At 47.1% G+C, this 16,434-nt stretch carries 13 protein-coding genes; all 13 read right to left on the reverse strand.

The window, feature by feature from the left end; genetic code table 11:
- Positions 1 to 103: 103 nt before the first annotated feature.
- A complete protein-coding gene (locus HPY28_RS02635) occupies positions 104 to 1,762 on the reverse strand; it encodes an AMP-binding protein (RefSeq protein ID WP_174230041.1) in 1,659 nt (552 codons plus the stop codon).
- Positions 1,763 to 1,841: 79 nt separating this feature from the next.
- Entirely contained in the window at positions 1,842 to 2,639 is a 798-nt protein-coding gene (locus HPY28_RS02640) for a phosphotransferase (RefSeq protein WP_174230042.1), read from the reverse strand.
- Between the two features lie 64 nt (positions 2,640 to 2,703).
- The gene (locus HPY28_RS02645) at positions 2,704 to 3,180 is read right to left on the reverse strand and encodes a hypothetical protein (protein ID WP_017248169.1); all 477 of its coding nucleotides are present in this window, start codon (positions 3,178 to 3,180) and stop codon (positions 2,704 to 2,706) included.
- A gap of 92 nt (positions 3,181 to 3,272) precedes the next feature.
- The gene (locus tag HPY28_RS02650; protein ID WP_069845290.1) at positions 3,273 to 3,764 is read right to left on the reverse strand and encodes a YajQ family cyclic di-GMP-binding protein; all 492 of its coding nucleotides are present in this window, start codon (positions 3,762 to 3,764) and stop codon (positions 3,273 to 3,275) included.
- A 20-nt stretch (positions 3,765 to 3,784) separates the two neighbouring features.
- Positions 3,785 to 4,573, reverse strand: coding sequence for an SDR family oxidoreductase (locus HPY28_RS02655; RefSeq protein ID WP_173621622.1), 789 nt, complete (start codon positions 4,571 to 4,573; stop codon positions 3,785 to 3,787).
- A gap of 124 nt (positions 4,574 to 4,697) precedes the next feature.
- A complete protein-coding gene (locus tag HPY28_RS02660; RefSeq protein WP_173621621.1) occupies positions 4,698 to 7,793 on the reverse strand; it encodes an efflux RND transporter permease subunit in 3,096 nt (1,031 codons plus the stop codon).
- A gap of 4 nt (positions 7,794 to 7,797) precedes the next feature.
- The gene (locus tag HPY28_RS02665; RefSeq protein ID WP_174230043.1) at positions 7,798 to 9,021 is read right to left on the reverse strand and encodes an efflux RND transporter periplasmic adaptor subunit; all 1,224 of its coding nucleotides are present in this window, start codon (positions 9,019 to 9,021) and stop codon (positions 7,798 to 7,800) included.
- Positions 9,022 to 9,268: 247 nt separating this feature from the next.
- Positions 9,269 to 11,128 (reverse strand): oligoendopeptidase F, encoded by a 1,860-nt coding sequence (gene pepF / locus HPY28_RS02670; protein ID WP_174230044.1) that lies wholly within the window; start codon positions 11,126 to 11,128, stop codon positions 9,269 to 9,271.
- Between the two features lie 97 nt (positions 11,129 to 11,225).
- Positions 11,226 to 12,512, reverse strand: coding sequence for a UDP-glucose dehydrogenase family protein (locus HPY28_RS02675; protein WP_174230045.1), 1,287 nt, complete (start codon positions 12,510 to 12,512; stop codon positions 11,226 to 11,228).
- 12 nt (positions 12,513 to 12,524) lie between these two features.
- Positions 12,525 to 13,598, reverse strand: a complete 1,074-nt coding sequence (locus HPY28_RS02680; RefSeq protein WP_017248162.1) for a glycosyltransferase — start codon at positions 13,596 to 13,598, stop codon at positions 12,525 to 12,527.
- Positions 13,599 to 13,624: 26 nt separating this feature from the next.
- On the reverse strand, positions 13,625 to 14,575 hold the full coding sequence (locus HPY28_RS02685) for an NAD-dependent epimerase/dehydratase family protein (protein ID WP_174230046.1): 951 nt from the start codon (positions 14,573 to 14,575) through the stop codon (positions 13,625 to 13,627).
- The gene (locus HPY28_RS02690; protein ID WP_017248160.1) at positions 14,572 to 15,375 is read right to left on the reverse strand and encodes a glycosyltransferase family 2 protein; all 804 of its coding nucleotides are present in this window, start codon (positions 15,373 to 15,375) and stop codon (positions 14,572 to 14,574) included. The genes HPY28_RS02685 and HPY28_RS02690 overlap by 4 nt, the downstream gene beginning before the upstream one ends.
- Complete coding sequence (locus tag HPY28_RS02695) at positions 15,372 to 16,418, reverse strand: glucose-1-phosphate thymidylyltransferase (protein ID WP_174230047.1); 1,047 nt, start codon at positions 16,416 to 16,418, stop codon at positions 15,372 to 15,374. The genes HPY28_RS02690 and HPY28_RS02695 overlap by 4 nt, the downstream gene beginning before the upstream one ends.
- Positions 16,419 to 16,434: the final 16 nt, after the last annotated feature.

A 16,434-nucleotide genomic window follows, 5' to 3' on the forward strand; every position in this document is an offset into this window, starting at 1 on the left:
TCCCATTTTTAATTTCCACTTATCTTAGTCAAGAGTTGCTAGAAAGTAAAGAACTATCTAAAAAAACAGACCAGGAGCGTCTCCCTGGCCTATGAACCTCTTCCTATGCAGTTCCCGTCTGATTGGGGTTGCTTTGCCCAAACAGCTCCAGTGCTTGCTCCCGCAGCTTGAACTTTTGAATTTTACCGGAAGCGGTCATCGGATATTCGTCTACAAACTGTATGTAGCGAGGGATTTTGTAATGAGCGATCTTCCCTTCGCAATAGTCCCGTACCTCATCCTCCGTCAACGTTTCGTGAGGCTTTACCCGAATGCACGCCAATACCTGCTCGCCGTATTTAGCATCAGGTACACCTACAATCTGGACATCCAGCACTTTTGGATGTGTATAGAGGAATTCTTCCACTTCACGAGGATAAATATTTTCCCCTCCGCGAATGATCATATCCTTGAGCCTGCCTGTAATCCGATAGTAGCCTTCTTCATCGACGGTTGCCAAGTCTCCGGTATGTAGCCAGCCTTCCTGATCGATCGCTTTCACTGTCTCCTCTGGCATGTTGTAATAGCCTTTCATGACCAAATATCCTCGGGTGCACAGCTCGCCTTGTACACCTGGCGGCAAAATGTCACCTGTCGCCGGATCGATGATTTTTGCTTCTACCTCTGCATGGAGACGACCGACAGTGGATACTTTTCGCTCGAGGGAATCCTCTGGCACAGTCTGTGTGATGACGGGAGAAGCTTCGGTTTGTCCGTACGCAATCGTAATGTCACGGATTCCCATTTGATCGACGACCTTCTTCATAACCTCAATCGGGCATAAAGAACCAGCCATGATGCCTGTTCGCAGCGAGCTCAGGTCACGCTGGGCAAACGTCGGATGGTTCAGCTCGGCAATAAACATGGTGGGTACACCGTACAATGCTGTGCAGCGTTCAGCCTCCACAACCGCAAGTACCATACCGGGATCAAAGGCGATGACAGGAACCATCGTCGCACCAGTTGCTACACATGCCAAGGTCCCCATCACACAGCCAAAGCAGTGGAAAAACGGAACAGGAATGCACACCTTATCCTCTGACCCGAGCCGCTGACATTCCGCTACCTTGACCGCATTGTTGACGATATTGACATGTGACAGCATGACTCCCTTTGGAAAACCAGTCGTCCCCGATGTGTACTGCATATTGATGACATCATCAGGGGAGAGCGTCGCCTGACGCGCGATCCGCTCTTCTTCCGTGACCAATACAGCACGTTCGAGTAAATCACTCCACAAAAACATTCCGGGTTGTCGCTCATTCCCTAGATAGATCACATTTTTTAAATGCGGAAGCCTTTTAGATTGTAGCGCTCCTGGATCACACGTCTGTAACTCTGGGCAAATCTCTTGAATCATGGCGAGATAATTCGCATCGCGATAAGAATCCATTAAGAGAAGCGTCGTCGACTCGGATTGACGCAACAAATATTCCAGTTCATGTACCCGGTAGCTCGTATTGACCGTTACCAGTACACCGCCCATTTTCGCCGTAGCAAACTGGGAAATCACCCATTCTGGAACATTGGTTGCCCAAATCGCGATATTGTCCCCTTTTTGAATGCCAAGAGACATAAATCCCCGCGCTGCCTGATTGCATATCGCTTGAAATTCCCCAAACGTATAACGGAGCCCTCGTTCGTGATAAACCAGCGCTTCCTTTTCCTGATATTTACTGGTTGTGTCGTCTAACATATTGCCGATTGTGGTCATATGAATCATACAAGCACCCCCAAAACATTCAGACTATTCTGTATGATTCTTCTTTTACGCCACAATCCCTTCTTTTTCCATTATCGTCCTATACCCATTCGTTCTTGTGTTCCTTGATAAAGGCAATGTCCTCTTGATAGTGAAGAATATGACCTTCTTCGACCATCTTTTGAAAAGCAGCATCGCCTTCACTGGCTTTTCTGGCAATGGTTTTGCATAGTCCTTCTAAACGAAGCAAGACCATTTCTAGCGTACCTTCCTTCATTTCCATCCCGTACGATTCAAAAAACATGGCCACTCGCTGTTTTCGCTGATTGGCATGCAGCAGTGGTTGGTAATGGATTCTTTCTCCAGATTCCGTTAAAGAAAATCTACTCAAAGGCACGCAGGTATAGAGCGTATAGGCGATATCCCAAAGTCTTGGACCCGGAGCCGCTAAATCAAAATCGATAATGCCAATCGGTACTTCTTGATGGAAAATGATATTGTACATAGCAAAGTCGTTATGACAGATGATCTCACGCGGGCCAGGAGTGTGATCCAACGAATGCCACTGATCATCGAAAGGAAAATCACTCACAGAATCATGATAAAGCCGAAGCATTTTCGCAATTTCTTGTAACGCTTCGTTTGCATGCATATATTCCTTCCAAGGATAATGACCTGCCTCTCCTTCAATAAAGGACAGGATTTCTCTCCCCTTTTCATCCATGCCTAAAAATTTCGGCGCATTCGGATATCCTTTTCTTTCCAAGTGCTTCAATAAATCATGGATGTTCTTGCTTCCTGGCTTTACTTCCCTTCTAACTGTATGGCCAGAACGGTAAACGTTCGTGACGTTTCCGCCCGCTAATAATTCTTCTTTCGACGATGACGATTTTGACATTGCATGAACGCTCCTTTCTTTTGACGAAAAAAGAAAGCGTCCCTGTTGTGGAACGCCATCTACTTTACTGCACGACGATTTTTTTCGTAACCTCTACCTTGTATGGCAGGTGGTTGCTGTAGTTGAGCTCTACCCGAATTTCATGCTCTCCCTTGGGCAACTTTTTCAGTAAAAATTCTGGTTGATAAATCATCCCTTTTGGCTCGCCATTCAGGTATAAATGTGCGTGCCCCTCACCAAAGACTGGTGCCTCTGCCAATTCTCCATTGTCCTGAACAAACGTGAAGTTCTCCGTAAGCAAGGATACTTCTGCCGTCGTCCCATCCATCTTGACCTCCATATTCAGCGCTGGCTTTTCTGACCCTGCTGGCTGGTTCATGGGTGCCGTCGCTGTAACAGAAGTAGTTGGATCTGACGGTCGATAAGAGTCAGAGACGCTCAGAGGGTCTTTGACCAAAAGTACGATTCCCGCCACTAGTACTACAAGAAAAACGATTCCGCCCAAAATGAGATTGCGCATACTGATAATAAAGACCTTCATGTCTCTACTCTCCCTTTCGCAAGTGCTTGTCACTTATTTGTACATGCATATGCGAGAGTGAAGAGAGTTAGAAGCAAAAACTTTTCTAGTAGTTAACGATAGTTAATAAATTGTACTTCCAATGGCAGATCAGCCTTGCGAATTGCGTTAATGATTTGCTGTAATTCATCTTTGCTTTTTCCCGTCACGCGAATCTGATCGTCTTGAATCTGTGTTTTTACTTTGACCCCTGTATCTTTGATGATGCTGTTGATCTTTTTCGCATTGTCTTTGTCGATCCCCTGCACTAGCTTGACACGCTGACGGACAGTACCACCCGCTGCCGGTTCAATTTTGCCGTAGTCGAGGTTTTTGATCGGGACATCCCGTTTGACAAGCTTCCCAAGTAAAATGTCTTTTACCTGACTGAGCTTGAAATCGTCATCGGAGACGAGAACGAGCTCTTCCTTTTCCAAGGAGATGCTGCTCTTGCTCCCTTTGAAGTCAAAGCGATTTTCTATTTCTTTTAATGCGGTCTGAATCGCATTGTTCACTTCGGACAACTCTACTTTGGACACGATATCAAATGAGCTCTCTTTACTCAAAGAAATTCTCCTCTCTTTTATTAGATCGCACGGATCAAGCCACCATCGACGAGGAAGGATTGACCTGTCACGTAGCTGTTTGCTGGCGAAGCCAAGAACGTCACCATGCGAGCAAACTCGTCAGGCTGACCGTATCTGCCCAATGGGATTTGCTTCTCCCAATTTTCTCTTACTTCATCTGCACTGATGCGCTTCGCCTCTGCGGTAAGCCCATCCAATTGTGCCACACGATCCGTCGCAATTCTGCCAGGCCCGATGGTATTAATCAGAATCCCATCTGGTCCGAGTTCTGAGGAAAGCGTCTTGGATAGGCCCAATACCCCTGTACGAAACGTATTGGACAAGAGCAAATTCTCAATCGGCTGTTTAAAGGACGAAGAAGCGAAGTTGATGATTCTTCCAAATTGGTTCGCTCGCATATGCGGCAAAACAGCACGAATGGCTCGTACATAGCTGAGCAAATTTAACTGGAAGGCTTGCATCCACTGTTCGTCGGTGAGCTGATCGAATCTGCCTGTCGCTGGCCCTCCTGAATTGTTGATTAAAATATCGACGCTGCCAAAATGCTTGACCGTTGCTTCGACAACTCGCTTTATGTCTTCTTCCTTTGTCACATCCACTGTTACGGCTAGAGGTGATTTTCCAGTAGCCTGTTCGATCTCAGCACGAACGATTTCCAGAGCAGCTTCATCTCTACCACATATCGTGACATTCGCTCCTTCTTGGGCGAGGCACTGCGCTGTTGCCTTCCCCAATCCTTTTGATGAGGCGAGTACTAGAGCCGTTTTTCCTTGCAAATATAGATCCATGTGCATGCTCCTTTCATGGTTCACTTTTGTATGTATCTTGATCTCTTTATTCTACAGAACTTTCAGACGAAGGAAAAGCAAAAGAGAAGGGGTACAGCACATACTCCCCTTCTCTTGCGAATCGCTATACCTCTGTCGGAGGTACGTTCTTATCTTTATTTTGTTTTGCTTCTCGTTTCGCTTCGCGCTTCGCCTGGCGAGCCTCTTTGCGCTCCAGTCTTCTTGCCTTCGCCCCCTCAAACAGGGAGTACAGAACTGGAACGAGCACCAGTGTCACGATTGTGTGGAAAATCAAGCCGGAGATTACGGCTGTTGCGAGTGGAGCTTCCAAATCAGAGCCTTCCGCCATTGCAAGACCCATCGGTAGCATCCCGAGAATCGCCGTCAACTTCGTCATGATAACGGGACGAATACGTTCTTTCGTTCCTTGGATGATCGCCTCTGCGGTTTCCATTCCACGTTTACGCAACAGGTTGATCCTGTCGATCAAGAGGATCGCATTGGATACGACGATACCGACAAGCATGATAATCCCGATCATCGCCATTTCACCGAATGTCCGCTGCGTAAGGACGAATCCAAGCACAACACCGACCAAGGCCATTGGAATCGTCAGCATGATGATAAACGGTTGGGACATCCGCCCGAACTGGGCAACCATAATGACGTAAATCAGAGCCAGAACCCCCAAGAATACGAAGATCCCCTGGTTTATATTCGTGCTTTGCTCTTTTAGCTTACCGGCAATTTCCACCTTATATCCTGCTGGTACAATCACGTTTGGCAATTTCTCATTAATCTCACGGCCTACTGGGCCTAAATCACTTCCCAGCATCTCAGCAGAAACCGACACGATACGTTCGCCTTCTTTACGCTCAATCGTGATCGGAGACTTACTGTACTCCATATCTACCAGATCTGCCAAAGGCACTGCTGCCCCGTCTTTCGATGTCACCATAATCGTTTTGAGCTGATCCGGGTGCTTCAGCCAGTTGTCCGGCATCTTCGCAACGACGTCTATTTCGATTCCATCTTGTGTGATGGACGTAATTGGTTGGCTGCCAATTAACACGCTCAGTTGTTGCAAAAGGGAACGGTGATCTACATTCAGTCTGGTAAGCGCTTCTTGTTTTGGCAGCAACGTAACTTTTTCTTTTCCTTCTTTAAAATCGTTGCGAATGTTGGTGAGCCCGTTGATCGTGCCAAGCATCACTTCTAGATCGGTTGCGATCTTCCGCATGACTTCCATGTCATCCCCGTAAACATCCAGTTGGATCGGGCCGCTTCCCCCTTGTTGTCCGAAAGACATGGAGACGGAATCGATTCCTGGGGTCGCATTCAGGCGCTTGTTAATATCTTCATTCAAAGCGTCCTTTTCACGTGTTCTCTCCGTCTTCGGAATTAAGGAAATGAACAATGTTGCTTCTTCCTTGGAAGTGAAGAAGAATACATCTTTGATTTCCGGGATCTCCCGCATAGATGTTTCCGCGGTGATGGCTGCTTTTTGGGCTGTTTCCAACGTAGTACCGATTGGCATTTTCATAGTGACAAAGACGATATTTTCATTTGGGTTAATTCCTTGACCCATTTTCATAAAAGGTGTGAGGAAAGCAGAACCAACCAGCAATGCTAATGCGAGTAAAATTGTTTTCATTCGATGTCTAATCGCTACATGTAAAATACCGCTGAATACACGAATGATAAAGTGTTCCTTGCCTTCTCCTTCTAGTGAAACGTGCTTATCCTTCTGCAAGAAGCGATTGGAAAACACGGGAACGAAGAAGAAAGCAGCGATCGTTGATGCAATAATGGCAGCGGATACTGTAAAAGCGATTGTGGCTAAAACCGGTTTCAGCCAATCTTCAAAATCGGCAAAGACAAGTGGCAAAAAGACGATGATGATCGTGAGCTGCGAAGTGAACACAGGTGTCAAAACTTCTCTCGTTCCTTTAATAATTGCCTGCTTCAGCTCTTCGCCCTTTTCCCTGTAGTGATAGATACTTTCCAATACGACGATGGCGGCATCGACGATCAAGCCGACTGACAAGCTAAGTGACAGCAAGCTGATCATATCGATGTTGTAGCCTGCGAGTTTCATCGCGATGAACGTCATCAACGCAGAGAGCGGCAGCGTCGTAGCGATAACGAGTGTGACCCTCCAGTTGCGAAGGAAGACGAACAAGATGATGATCGCAAGCGCCCCACCAATCATGACATCCCGGCTGAGGTTGCTCACGGCATGCTCGACAAAGGAAGCTCCTTCGAACATGACTTTGATGTTGTATTTGCCGTTTGCTTCTGTGTTAATTTTGCGAACGACTTCTTCTACATTCTTTTGTGTCGTGATCAAGTCATAACCGTCTGCCCGCGTCACGCTGAGTTGAATAAACACAGAACCGTTTGTCAGGGCGACGAAGTCTTTTACTTTTCCACGCAAATCTTCAATTTGTGCCAGTTGATTCAGAGAAACGGTTCCTCTCGGTGTATCAATTGGCAGAGCCTCTATTTCCTGTGGAGTCTGATAAGTATTGTCAATCATGACAACCGTATCAAATCCCGTGTTCTCCAGTGTACCAATCCCTTGCTTCCAGTTTGTATCCTGAAGCTGTGAAATGATAGCCGCTGGCGTTGTTTGATAGGCATTCAATCGCTGTGGCAAAAAGGAAATGGTAATTTTATTCTCGAAGCTTTTCTCTTCTACGATTACTTCCTTGACGCCCTCGACTTCTTCAATGCGATCCTTGATTGAGGTTTTTGCCAAACTCAGCATGGTCTTTGGTTCTGCTCCCACGACGGCAAAATCAATCATTTGATCGCTACCCATATTGCTCTGGAAGATATCTACAGAGTCAACGGCTTTCGGAAAACCGTTTCGGAGACGGTTAACGGCATTTTGTACATCTTGCTTAACCTGCTCGCCTTTGCCTTCATTTGCAGAAACATTGATTCTGACAAAACCTGCACTTGTTGAAGAAGAGTATTTTTTAATATCATTAATCGATTTTAGTTCTTGCTCTACTTTCTTCGTTACTTTTTCTTCCATCTCTTCTGGTGGCAGTGCACCACCGGAAATTCTTACGTTAATATCAGGGAAGTTCGTCTTTGGAACGAGTTCGATATTAAAGCTGAATAAGGACCCCAAGCCTGCAATGACGAGCAAAAATGTAAACAAGTAGACGATTAGCTGTCTTTTCAGCAAAAAGAGAATCATCTTGTTCATGCAACTATTCTCCCTTCGCCTCTACTTTTTGCCCTTCGACGTAGAATGTAATTCCACTGCGCAGGAGCTGGTCGCCTTCTTTCACTCCAGATACGATTTCGATGGAGTCTCCGACCAATTGACCGGTCTTCACTGGTTTTTTTACTGTCAGTCCATTCTCTACTGCCATCACGTAATGGTCGGTTTGACTCACGCCGACACTTTCCAGCGGCACGAGGAAGCCATTCACTTGGCGCGGCACCTCAATTGTTGCGGCCATTCCTCCACGCCAGTAACCATCTGCATTCGGAATCGTGATCTCGACGCGGTACTTCCCTGTATCCTTGTTCACAACTGGAGAGATAAATACAATGGTTCCTTCACTTTTCTTACCATCGTCCGCCAAAGCCTGCACCTTCGTTTTCTCACGGAATTGGCCGATCAATTCATTGGAGACATCCAAGGTTACTTTAACTTCAGACAAGTCGACAATACGAATAATTTCTTGACTTGGAGAAGCCTGCTCTCCGATTTGCAGCTTTACATCCACGACTGTTCCTGCGAATGGCGACTGAATTTTCGCATCATCCAAGCTCTTCTTCGCACGGTCTACACCGCCGGCAGCGGCTTTAATCGATGCATTGGCGACCATGACATCTTCTGGTTCCGCTCCTTTTTGCAGCTCATTCAGAGACAGCTGAGCGTCACGCAGGGTAATCTCTGCTTGCGTAACAGCCCGTTTACTTGCATTTATTTCGTTTTGCGAAATGGCTCCGCCAGCAAACAGCTTCTCACTTGTTGCGAGGTCCTGCTTTGCTTTATCCAAACTGTCTTGCGCACTTTTTACCTGCAAACGCTTCTGCTCAAGTGCTTCTGCTGTCGCGCCCTTTAACGTCTTGATTTTCCGCGCTGCTGCTTCCTCTACTTGCCCCTGTGCTGCTGCAATTTCTTTTTGGGTGTAACGCGTATCCAATGTGGCCAATAACTGACCTTGCGCGATTTTTGCTCCTTTGGTCGCGGAGATCGCTGAGATCGTTCCGCCTGTACCAAACGACAGTACCGCTTCCCGCTTAGCTTCCACCATCCCTGTGACCGCGAGCATCACTGGCTTTGTTGCTTTTTGTACCTTTACAACCTCTACTACCTTCGCCTTTGCCTCTGTCTGCTGCGGTGCCTCTGGTGCTGGTGCTGAACAACCTGCTGCGACCAACATTACCGAAGCCAGAATAATCGATGCCCGTTTTTTCACAAGAATTCCTCCAAATTTTCACAATCATTCCTCATGGCGTAATTGTGCCAGTTTTTACCTCTGCTGCAAAACAGTCAGCGGGTGGAAATTCATATCCGCCCCGAGACGGAGACCAGCACCTCCCAGCGCATAAATAAATACGCAAGAAAACTGGGAAAGTTACCTTTTATTGGAGGATTTTATAGAAAAATTTACAAAAAAAGCAGCCAAGTCATAGACTTGAACTGCCTTTTGGATTTGATCCCTGTTATTGTTCGATCAGTTGTTCCAGTTCTTCGAGCAATTCCTTGAATACACTTAATGCTTCTGCAATCGGTGTTGGCGACGTCATGTCTACGCCTGCGCCCTTAAGCAGATTGAGCGGATAATCTGAGCTACCGCCCTTGAGGAACTGCAAATAACGATCCACGGCTGGCTGGCCTTCCTCCAATATCTGCTTGGAAAGAGACGTCGCGGCAGAGAAGCCAGTCGCGTACTTATACACATAGAAGCCTCGATAGAAATGAGGAATCCGCGCCCATTCCAAATCTACCTCGCTGTCTACGACCATATCCGGGCCGTGATAGGCAACATTGAGCTCACGATAAATGGTACTGAGAGATTCCGCTGTCAGCGGCTCTCCCTGCTCTTCTTTTGCGTGCACAATTTTCTCAAACTCAGCAAACATGGTTTGACGGAATACCGTTCCACGGAACTGCTCCAGGTAATGATTAATCAAGTACATGCGCTGTTTCTTGTCAGTCGTCGTCTCGAGCAAATGATTCATCAGAAGTGCTTCGTTCAATGTGGAAGCCACTTCTGCTACGAAAATCTTGTAATCGGCATACGTGTAAGGCTGTGCGTGATTGGAATAGTAGCTATGCAAGGCATGCCCCATCTCATGCGCCAACGTAAACATGTTGTTGACATTGTCATGGTAGTTCATGAGCACAAATGGATGTGACGTAAAGGCGCCCCATGAATAGGCTCCGCTTGTCTTCCCTTCGTTTTCATGCACATCGATCCAACCGTTGGAAAAACCTTCTTCCAAAATGCGACCGTACTCCTCACCCAGAGGATGAAGGGCTTCTTTAATCGTTGATACAGCCTGATCATACGGGATTTTCATGTCCGTCTCAGGTACGATTGGCACGTACAAATCGTACATGTGCAATTCATCTACGCCCAATAATTTTTTGCGCAAAGCAATGTATCTGTGCATGAGCGGAAGATGCTCATGGATCGTTGCAATCAGGTTATCGTAAACAGGGAGCTCCACATTATCGGCAAACAAGGCTGCGTACAGGGCAGACGGATATTTTCTCGTTCGTGCGTAGAAAACATCCCCTTTGATGGCAGATGTCAACGAAGCTGCGATTGTATTGCGGAACTTGCCATACGTGCTGTACAACGCCTCGAATGCTTCTTTGCGCACGCGTCGATCTTTGCTTTCCATGAACTGCGTATAGCGTCCCTTGGTCAGCTCGACTTCTTCGCCATTTTCATCCGTGATCATCGGAAATTTCATGTCAGCGTTGTTGAGCATCCCAAAAATTTTGGAAGGAGAAGACACAAGTTCGCTCATATTTGCCAGCAATGCTTCTTCCTCGGCGGACAGCGTATGTGGCTTGAAGCGAGTTATCTCTTCCAACAAAATGCGGTAGTGCTCAAGACCTTCTACTTCTTTGATCCACGTTTGCAAGTCTTCCGTGGAAATCGCCAAAATCTCTGGCTGTATGTACGAAATGGAACCATATACTTGCGTGCTGAGGCTGGTCGCCCTGTCAGTCAGCCCTTGATACTTGCTGTTCGCATTGTCTTCGTCTCGACGCATACGTGCATAGACGTACACTTGATCAAGCGTCTTCAATAATTCATCTTGCAGAGTCAACACGGCCAGCAACTGTTTACCGGAAGTAGCTAGAGAGCCTTTCATTGCTGCGATTTTTTCTGTGAGCTGTTTTACTTTTTGTACGTCCGCTTCCCAATCATTATCAGTGGGATACATGTCCTCAAGACGCCATTTGTATTCAGCGGGGACGTCACTGCGTTTCGGCAGTGTTTTGCTTTTATTCACCGTGATCACTCCCTCGTTATTCATGTAAGATGAATTGGTCAAATCATCCATATGTGTATCCTATCGCATTATGCCTACAGGTTCAAATCAATCAGGCGCTTTCACGTTTTCCACAGAAAAAAAGCCGAGCTTTCCCGTGATGGAAAAGTCAGCTTCTCCCTACTCCAATATAGTGAAAGCCTGCTTCCTTTACCTCCTGGTTCGGCCAAGCATTTCGTCCGTCTACCAAGAGCGGCTGCACCATGCTTTGATGAACCTGTTTCCAATCCAGTTGGACACACTGTTCCCATTCTGTGACCAAAAGAGCCGCGTGTGCTCCCTCGCATGCTTCTGCCGCGGATTGCGTGTACGTGATCTGTGGAAACTGCTTGCTGACACCAGGTGCTCCAATCGGATCGAACGCCTTCACGGAAGCGCCTTTTTGCAGAAGTGATTCTATCAATTTGAGCGAAGGCGCTTCGCGGATGTCATCCGTATCCGGTTTAAACGTCAACCCCAAAACGGCAATTTGTTTGCCTTTCAGATCAGGGAGTTGCAAGCATAACTGCTCCAAAAACCAGCCAGGTTGTGTAGCATTCACCTCTCGCACTTTATCCAAAATGCTTAAGTGAATATTGTGCTCTGCTGCGAGCTGCAATAACGCAATCGTATCCTTCGGAAAACAGGAACCGCCATAGCCTACTCCTGCCCGTAAAAATTGCGGACCGATTCGGCTGTCCAGTCCCATACCTCGCGCAATCGTCACAATATCCGTCCCGAGCGCGGTACTCAACCGTGCTAGCTCATTCATGAAGGAGATTCGGGTTGCCAAAAATGCATTCGAAGCGTATTTGATCAGCTCCGCGTTTGCTCTGGTGGTGATTACTCGCGGTGCCTTCACGCCATTGTACAGCTCCTCCATGCGAGCCGCTGCCTGAGGACTATCTACACCAATGACGATTCGCGAAGGCTCCAATGCGTCCAATAATGCACTCCCTTCCCGTAAAAACTCCGGGTTGGATGCAACAGATACACCTTGACAGCCAGCCAGCATCCCCGCTACTTTTTCGCCTGTTCCGACTGGTACGGTACTCTTGATTACCACGATGCGTTCTTTCGGCGCGAGCGAATGGACCTTTTCCATGTCAGAAACAGACCCAAGTACATACGTTAAATCGGCTGTGCCGTCTGCTGCTTCAGGTGTCCCCACACAAATGAAAAAAATCTCTGCGTCCTTCGCCTCTGTCAGATCCGTATAAAAAGCTAGCGAGCCATCATCCAATACTTTTTTCAATGCCTCTTCTAAGCCTGGCTCGTAAATCGGCGAGATCCCTTGCCGCAATTTTTCTACTTTGGACGCAACGAGGTCAATACCGATCACCTGATGACCGTTTATGGCAAGGGAGACAGCAGTCGTCAAACCTACGTAGCCGGTCCCAATAACTGCAACTTTCATTCCTTCACCTCATCATTTTTTCGACACACGTAAATAGAGCTCTTCTAGCCTCATCCGTTGCTTATGGATATCGTGGTTTTTTTCTACTTTCAGTCGAGCCTCCGTCGTGACCTGTGCCCACTCGTGACTATCTGTTAGTACACGATTTATCATTTTCCCGAGTGCAGTCGGTGATTTCTCCGGAACCAGATATCCGGTCACTTTGTTTTCGACCAGCTCCGGAATCCCCGCGTGATAGGTGGAAATGACAGGGCGTCCGCTAGCCATCGCTTCCATGATGACATTAGGAATCCCCTCTTGGTTGCCATTTCTCGCTGTCTTACATGCGATGATGAACAAATGGCACTTAGCCAGTTCACGCTGGACTTCACGATGTGGCAGAGCTCCTTTGAGCACGACTTGTGTGCCTAACCTGTTTTTCTTGATCAGTCGTTTGAGCTTCTTTTTTTCTTCTCCATCGCCGACGATGATTAGCTTCGCCTTGGGATGTTTTTTTTGCACGTGGGTAAACGCCTTGATTAACGTATCCATACCCTTTTTTTCAGTCAGTCTCCCTACGCTTAGCAATCGGTACTCCCCATTCTCCACAGGCTGTGGCGGCAGCATGGGAAATTTGCGTAAATCAATTCCTGAGCGGATAAGGGTAATTTTGGATGGGGGACAGCCCAGATGAATCAATCTCTTTCTCATGTGATTGCTCACGACTGTAAACGCATGGCCCTTTCGAAAGAGACGCGTGAGGGACCTTCTGTACAATGGATTTTCTTTGACGCGCTTGGTGGCATCAAAACCGTGAAAGGAAGTGATCAGAGGGAGCTTGCTTTTTTGTGCATGAGGAAGTAATTCTAATCCAGCAGGACCAAAACGGGCATGCAGGCACTTAAATTTTTTTCGTCGCAGCCAAGTGGAGAGGCCGGCCATATGCTTGCGCACATAGACCGGCGAATAAGGAAATTGTTTTCGGTTAAAGGCTCGCTGTCGGGTTAACACCACGGGTTTGACCACTTGATGTCCAAGCAATTGCTCGTAAATGAACGTTTCACTCTTGGGAAGAAACTTTCTGCGATAAACGAGGACCCGATGCATGCAACTGGCCTCCTTGATGACGGGTATTACCCCTTCGATTGCGAACGAATCTCTGCTAATTGATGGCGAAGGCCCTCTTCTAGCGTCACTTTTGGCTTGTATCCCAAGCGTTGTTGGGCAAATTGGATATCCGCACAGGTTCGTAAGGAGTCACCTGCCGGCCCATTTTGATACGTAATGCGAGGGGTCAGATTCATTAACGTACCCATGATGGATAGCACATCGATGAGCTTGATTTCCCGATCGCCACCCACATTAAAAATGTCACCGGGAACAGCATGCTGTGCAGCGAGCAGATTCGCCTCTACCGCGTCTGTCACATACGTAAAGTCTCGTGATTGCTGGCCATCCCCATAGATGACGACCTGCTCGCCTTTCATCATTTGACGAAAGAAACGATGAAAAGCCATATCGGGACGTTGTCTGGGACCGTATACCGTAAAGTAGCGCAGCATGGTAACCGGGAGTCCATAAGCTTTTACATAAACGGAGCAGATTTGCTCCATCGCTTCCTTGGTCACACCATATGGGGAAACTGGGCGAAGAGGCGCATTTTCATTGGTTACTGTCCCCTGCATCGTCCCGTAAACCGAGGAAGAGGACGAAACCACGATGACAGGTGGCTTCGGTCTTTGCAAGCAAGCCTCCAGCAATTCTTGTGTAGCCAAAATATTATGGCTAACGTACTCAGCAAAAGACTTTCCCCAACTGTTTCTCACGCCCGGCAAGGCAGCGAGATGGAAAACAGCATCGACGTTCTCAAGCCAGACGTCCCAGCGCCCAGTCTGAAGCGTTGTAGAGTGGAAGGTGAAGGCAGGATGTTTTCCTATTTCGGCCAGATTACGCAGTTTCGCAGCAACATCGTAGTTATCGATAAACCCGTCTATCCCGATGACTGTCACGCCATCGTTCAACAAGCGCTGTGTCAAATGAGACCCAATAAAACCTGCACAGCCGGTGACAAGAGCTTTCTTCATCGCCTCCGACGCCTCACTTTCTTCAGCCTTTTAATGACTAAATAACCTTCCTTGTAACCATAGATGGCCTTGTACTTCTTACCCCACCTGTTCAGATAAAATTTGAATGTTTTTTTTCGCAAATAATTACGGCGGAACTTCATTTTGCTGTCTGTGAGCTGACCTTTATGCTTCGTCCGGTTGTACAGGATCTGGTTGATGTATCTCACCCGATACTTTTCAATTAATCGCAAAATGATTCGCCGGTCCTCCATAATCCTTCCCTCGTATCGATCCGAGGTATCCCAACCACCCACTTTGTGCAGGGCTTCTACGCGATAGCAACGTGGAGAAACCATCCAGCGATTGTACTTCAGAAACTGGTATTTGTTATGAAATGTCTTATGCTTCACCTTAATCGTTTTGGTATACTTTCCGCTCCTAACTTTCCAGATGTTCATGTTGCCATAGAAGAGAGCTGTGCTTTTCTTGCTTTTGTGAATGTACTTTTTGAGCACTGACAGCGTTCGTTTCGGTAACCAGTCATCGGAGTCGAGTTGTACGAGATAAGGGGTATCCACCATGGACAATGCCTGATTCATGACTTTGCCGATTCCAGAATTTTGTTCCATTCGATGATACATAATGTTTGGGTGGTACATATATTTTTCAATTTTACTTCTGGTGTGATCGGTGGACGCATCGTCAATGATCAACAGCTTCCAATCTTTTGAGGTTTGATTCAAGACGCTGTTGATGGCTTTGCGAATAAACTTGGCGCGATTGTATGTCGGAATAACTACAGTAAAGGTCGGATTCATACGTCCTCCCTCTTGAAAGCCGGAATGCAAATGGACGATTTGTCGCTTACAATGAAGACTCCTGTACTGTTAGAAGATTGACCCGTCAGCATCGATGAGCGGCCGAAAACGCTGTTTGTTATTTTCCAAGCGATTTCTTGCAGCGAGCTGTTTTCCAGCAAGATACTATTTTCGATATACGAGCAATTTCTCAAGCTTACGCCATTTTGGATCGAGACGTACGGTCCGATTTGGCAATTTTCAATCACACAATCATCACCGATTAGTACCGGACCCGTAATCTTCGAATTTTTCACTATGGTTCCTTTGCCAATTTGATGTTGATTGCCTAGCTCCCTCGTAAGCATCCACTGGTTGGCCTCCAGCCAGCGATCAATGGTTCCCACATCCGAATACTTTCCGTTGGTGACGGAGTGAGCCAACTTGAATCCGCGATTAATCATCGATTGAATCGCATCCGTTATTTCTAGTTCGCCTCGGGGAGATGGCTGCAGGGTAGCAATCGACTCAAAAATAGGTGGCGTAAACAGATATGCGCCAATCACTGCCAGGTTGCTCTTTGGCTGACGTGGCTTTTCCTCTACAGAGATTAGTCGTCCTTTTTGTACTTCTGCGATCCCATAATCCTGTGGTCTCTCCACTTTACTTAGCATCACGACACCGTCAGATTTTCCCTGCGTAAACGCTTTTGTAAGTCCGTGAAGCGAATCCATTAATAAATTATCACCTAGTAGCAAGATAAACGGTTCGGCTTGTAAAAACGGTTGCGCTAGCTGGACAGCATGGGCAATTCCCAGTCGTACCTCCTGCCTGATAAACGTAATGGTAGCCCCGAATTGACTACCATCGCCCACCATGGGAGGAATCTGTGATTGAGAAGGATGTATCACGATGCCAATGTCCTGAATGCCCACTTCACGCAGTTTGCGAATGCAATAGTGTAAGACCGGGTGATTGGCCACAGGGAGGAGGGTTTTCGGTTGCGAATAGGAAAAGGGGTGCAGTCGCGACCCACGTCCAGCACACAAGATTAACCCTTTCACAAGTATCACTCCCCAG

The sequence above is a fragment of the Brevibacillus sp. HB1.2 genome, from assembly GCF_013332495.1.
Lineage (GTDB): Bacteria > Bacillota > Bacilli > Brevibacillales > Brevibacillaceae > Brevibacillus > Brevibacillus porteri.

What these genes read in the sequence shown, in the direction of transcription:
- HPY28_RS02635 (WP_174230041.1), bottom strand. Translation starts at nt 1,762, where the DNA reads ATGATTCATATGACCACAATCGGCAATATGTTAGACGACACAACCAGT.
- HPY28_RS02640 (WP_174230042.1), bottom strand. Translation starts at nt 2,639, where the DNA reads ATGTCAAAATCGTCATCGTCGAAAGAAGAATTATTAGCGGGCGGAAAC.
- HPY28_RS02645 (WP_017248169.1), bottom strand. Translation starts at nt 3,180, where the DNA reads ATGAAGGTCTTTATTATCAGTATGCGCAATCTCATTTTGGGCGGAATC.
- HPY28_RS02655 (WP_173621622.1), bottom strand. Translation starts at nt 4,573, where the DNA reads ATGGATCTATATTTGCAAGGAAAAACGGCTCTAGTACTCGCCTCATCA.
- HPY28_RS02660 (WP_173621621.1), bottom strand. Translation starts at nt 7,793, where the DNA reads ATGAACAAGATGATTCTCTTTTTGCTGAAAAGACAGCTAATCGTCTAC.
- pepF (WP_174230044.1), bottom strand. Translation starts at nt 11,128, where the DNA reads ATGGATGATTTGACCAATTCATCTTACATGAATAACGAGGGAGTGATC.
- HPY28_RS02675 (WP_174230045.1), bottom strand. Translation starts at nt 12,512, where the DNA reads ATGAAAGTTGCAGTTATTGGGACCGGCTACGTAGGTTTGACGACTGCT.
- HPY28_RS02680 (WP_017248162.1), bottom strand. Translation starts at nt 13,598, where the DNA reads ATGCATCGGGTCCTCGTTTATCGCAGAAAGTTTCTTCCCAAGAGTGAA.
- HPY28_RS02685 (WP_174230046.1), bottom strand. Translation starts at nt 14,575, where the DNA reads ATGAAGAAAGCTCTTGTCACCGGCTGTGCAGGTTTTATTGGGTCTCAT.
- HPY28_RS02690 (WP_017248160.1), bottom strand. Translation starts at nt 15,375, where the DNA reads ATGAATCCGACCTTTACTGTAGTTATTCCGACATACAATCGCGCCAAG.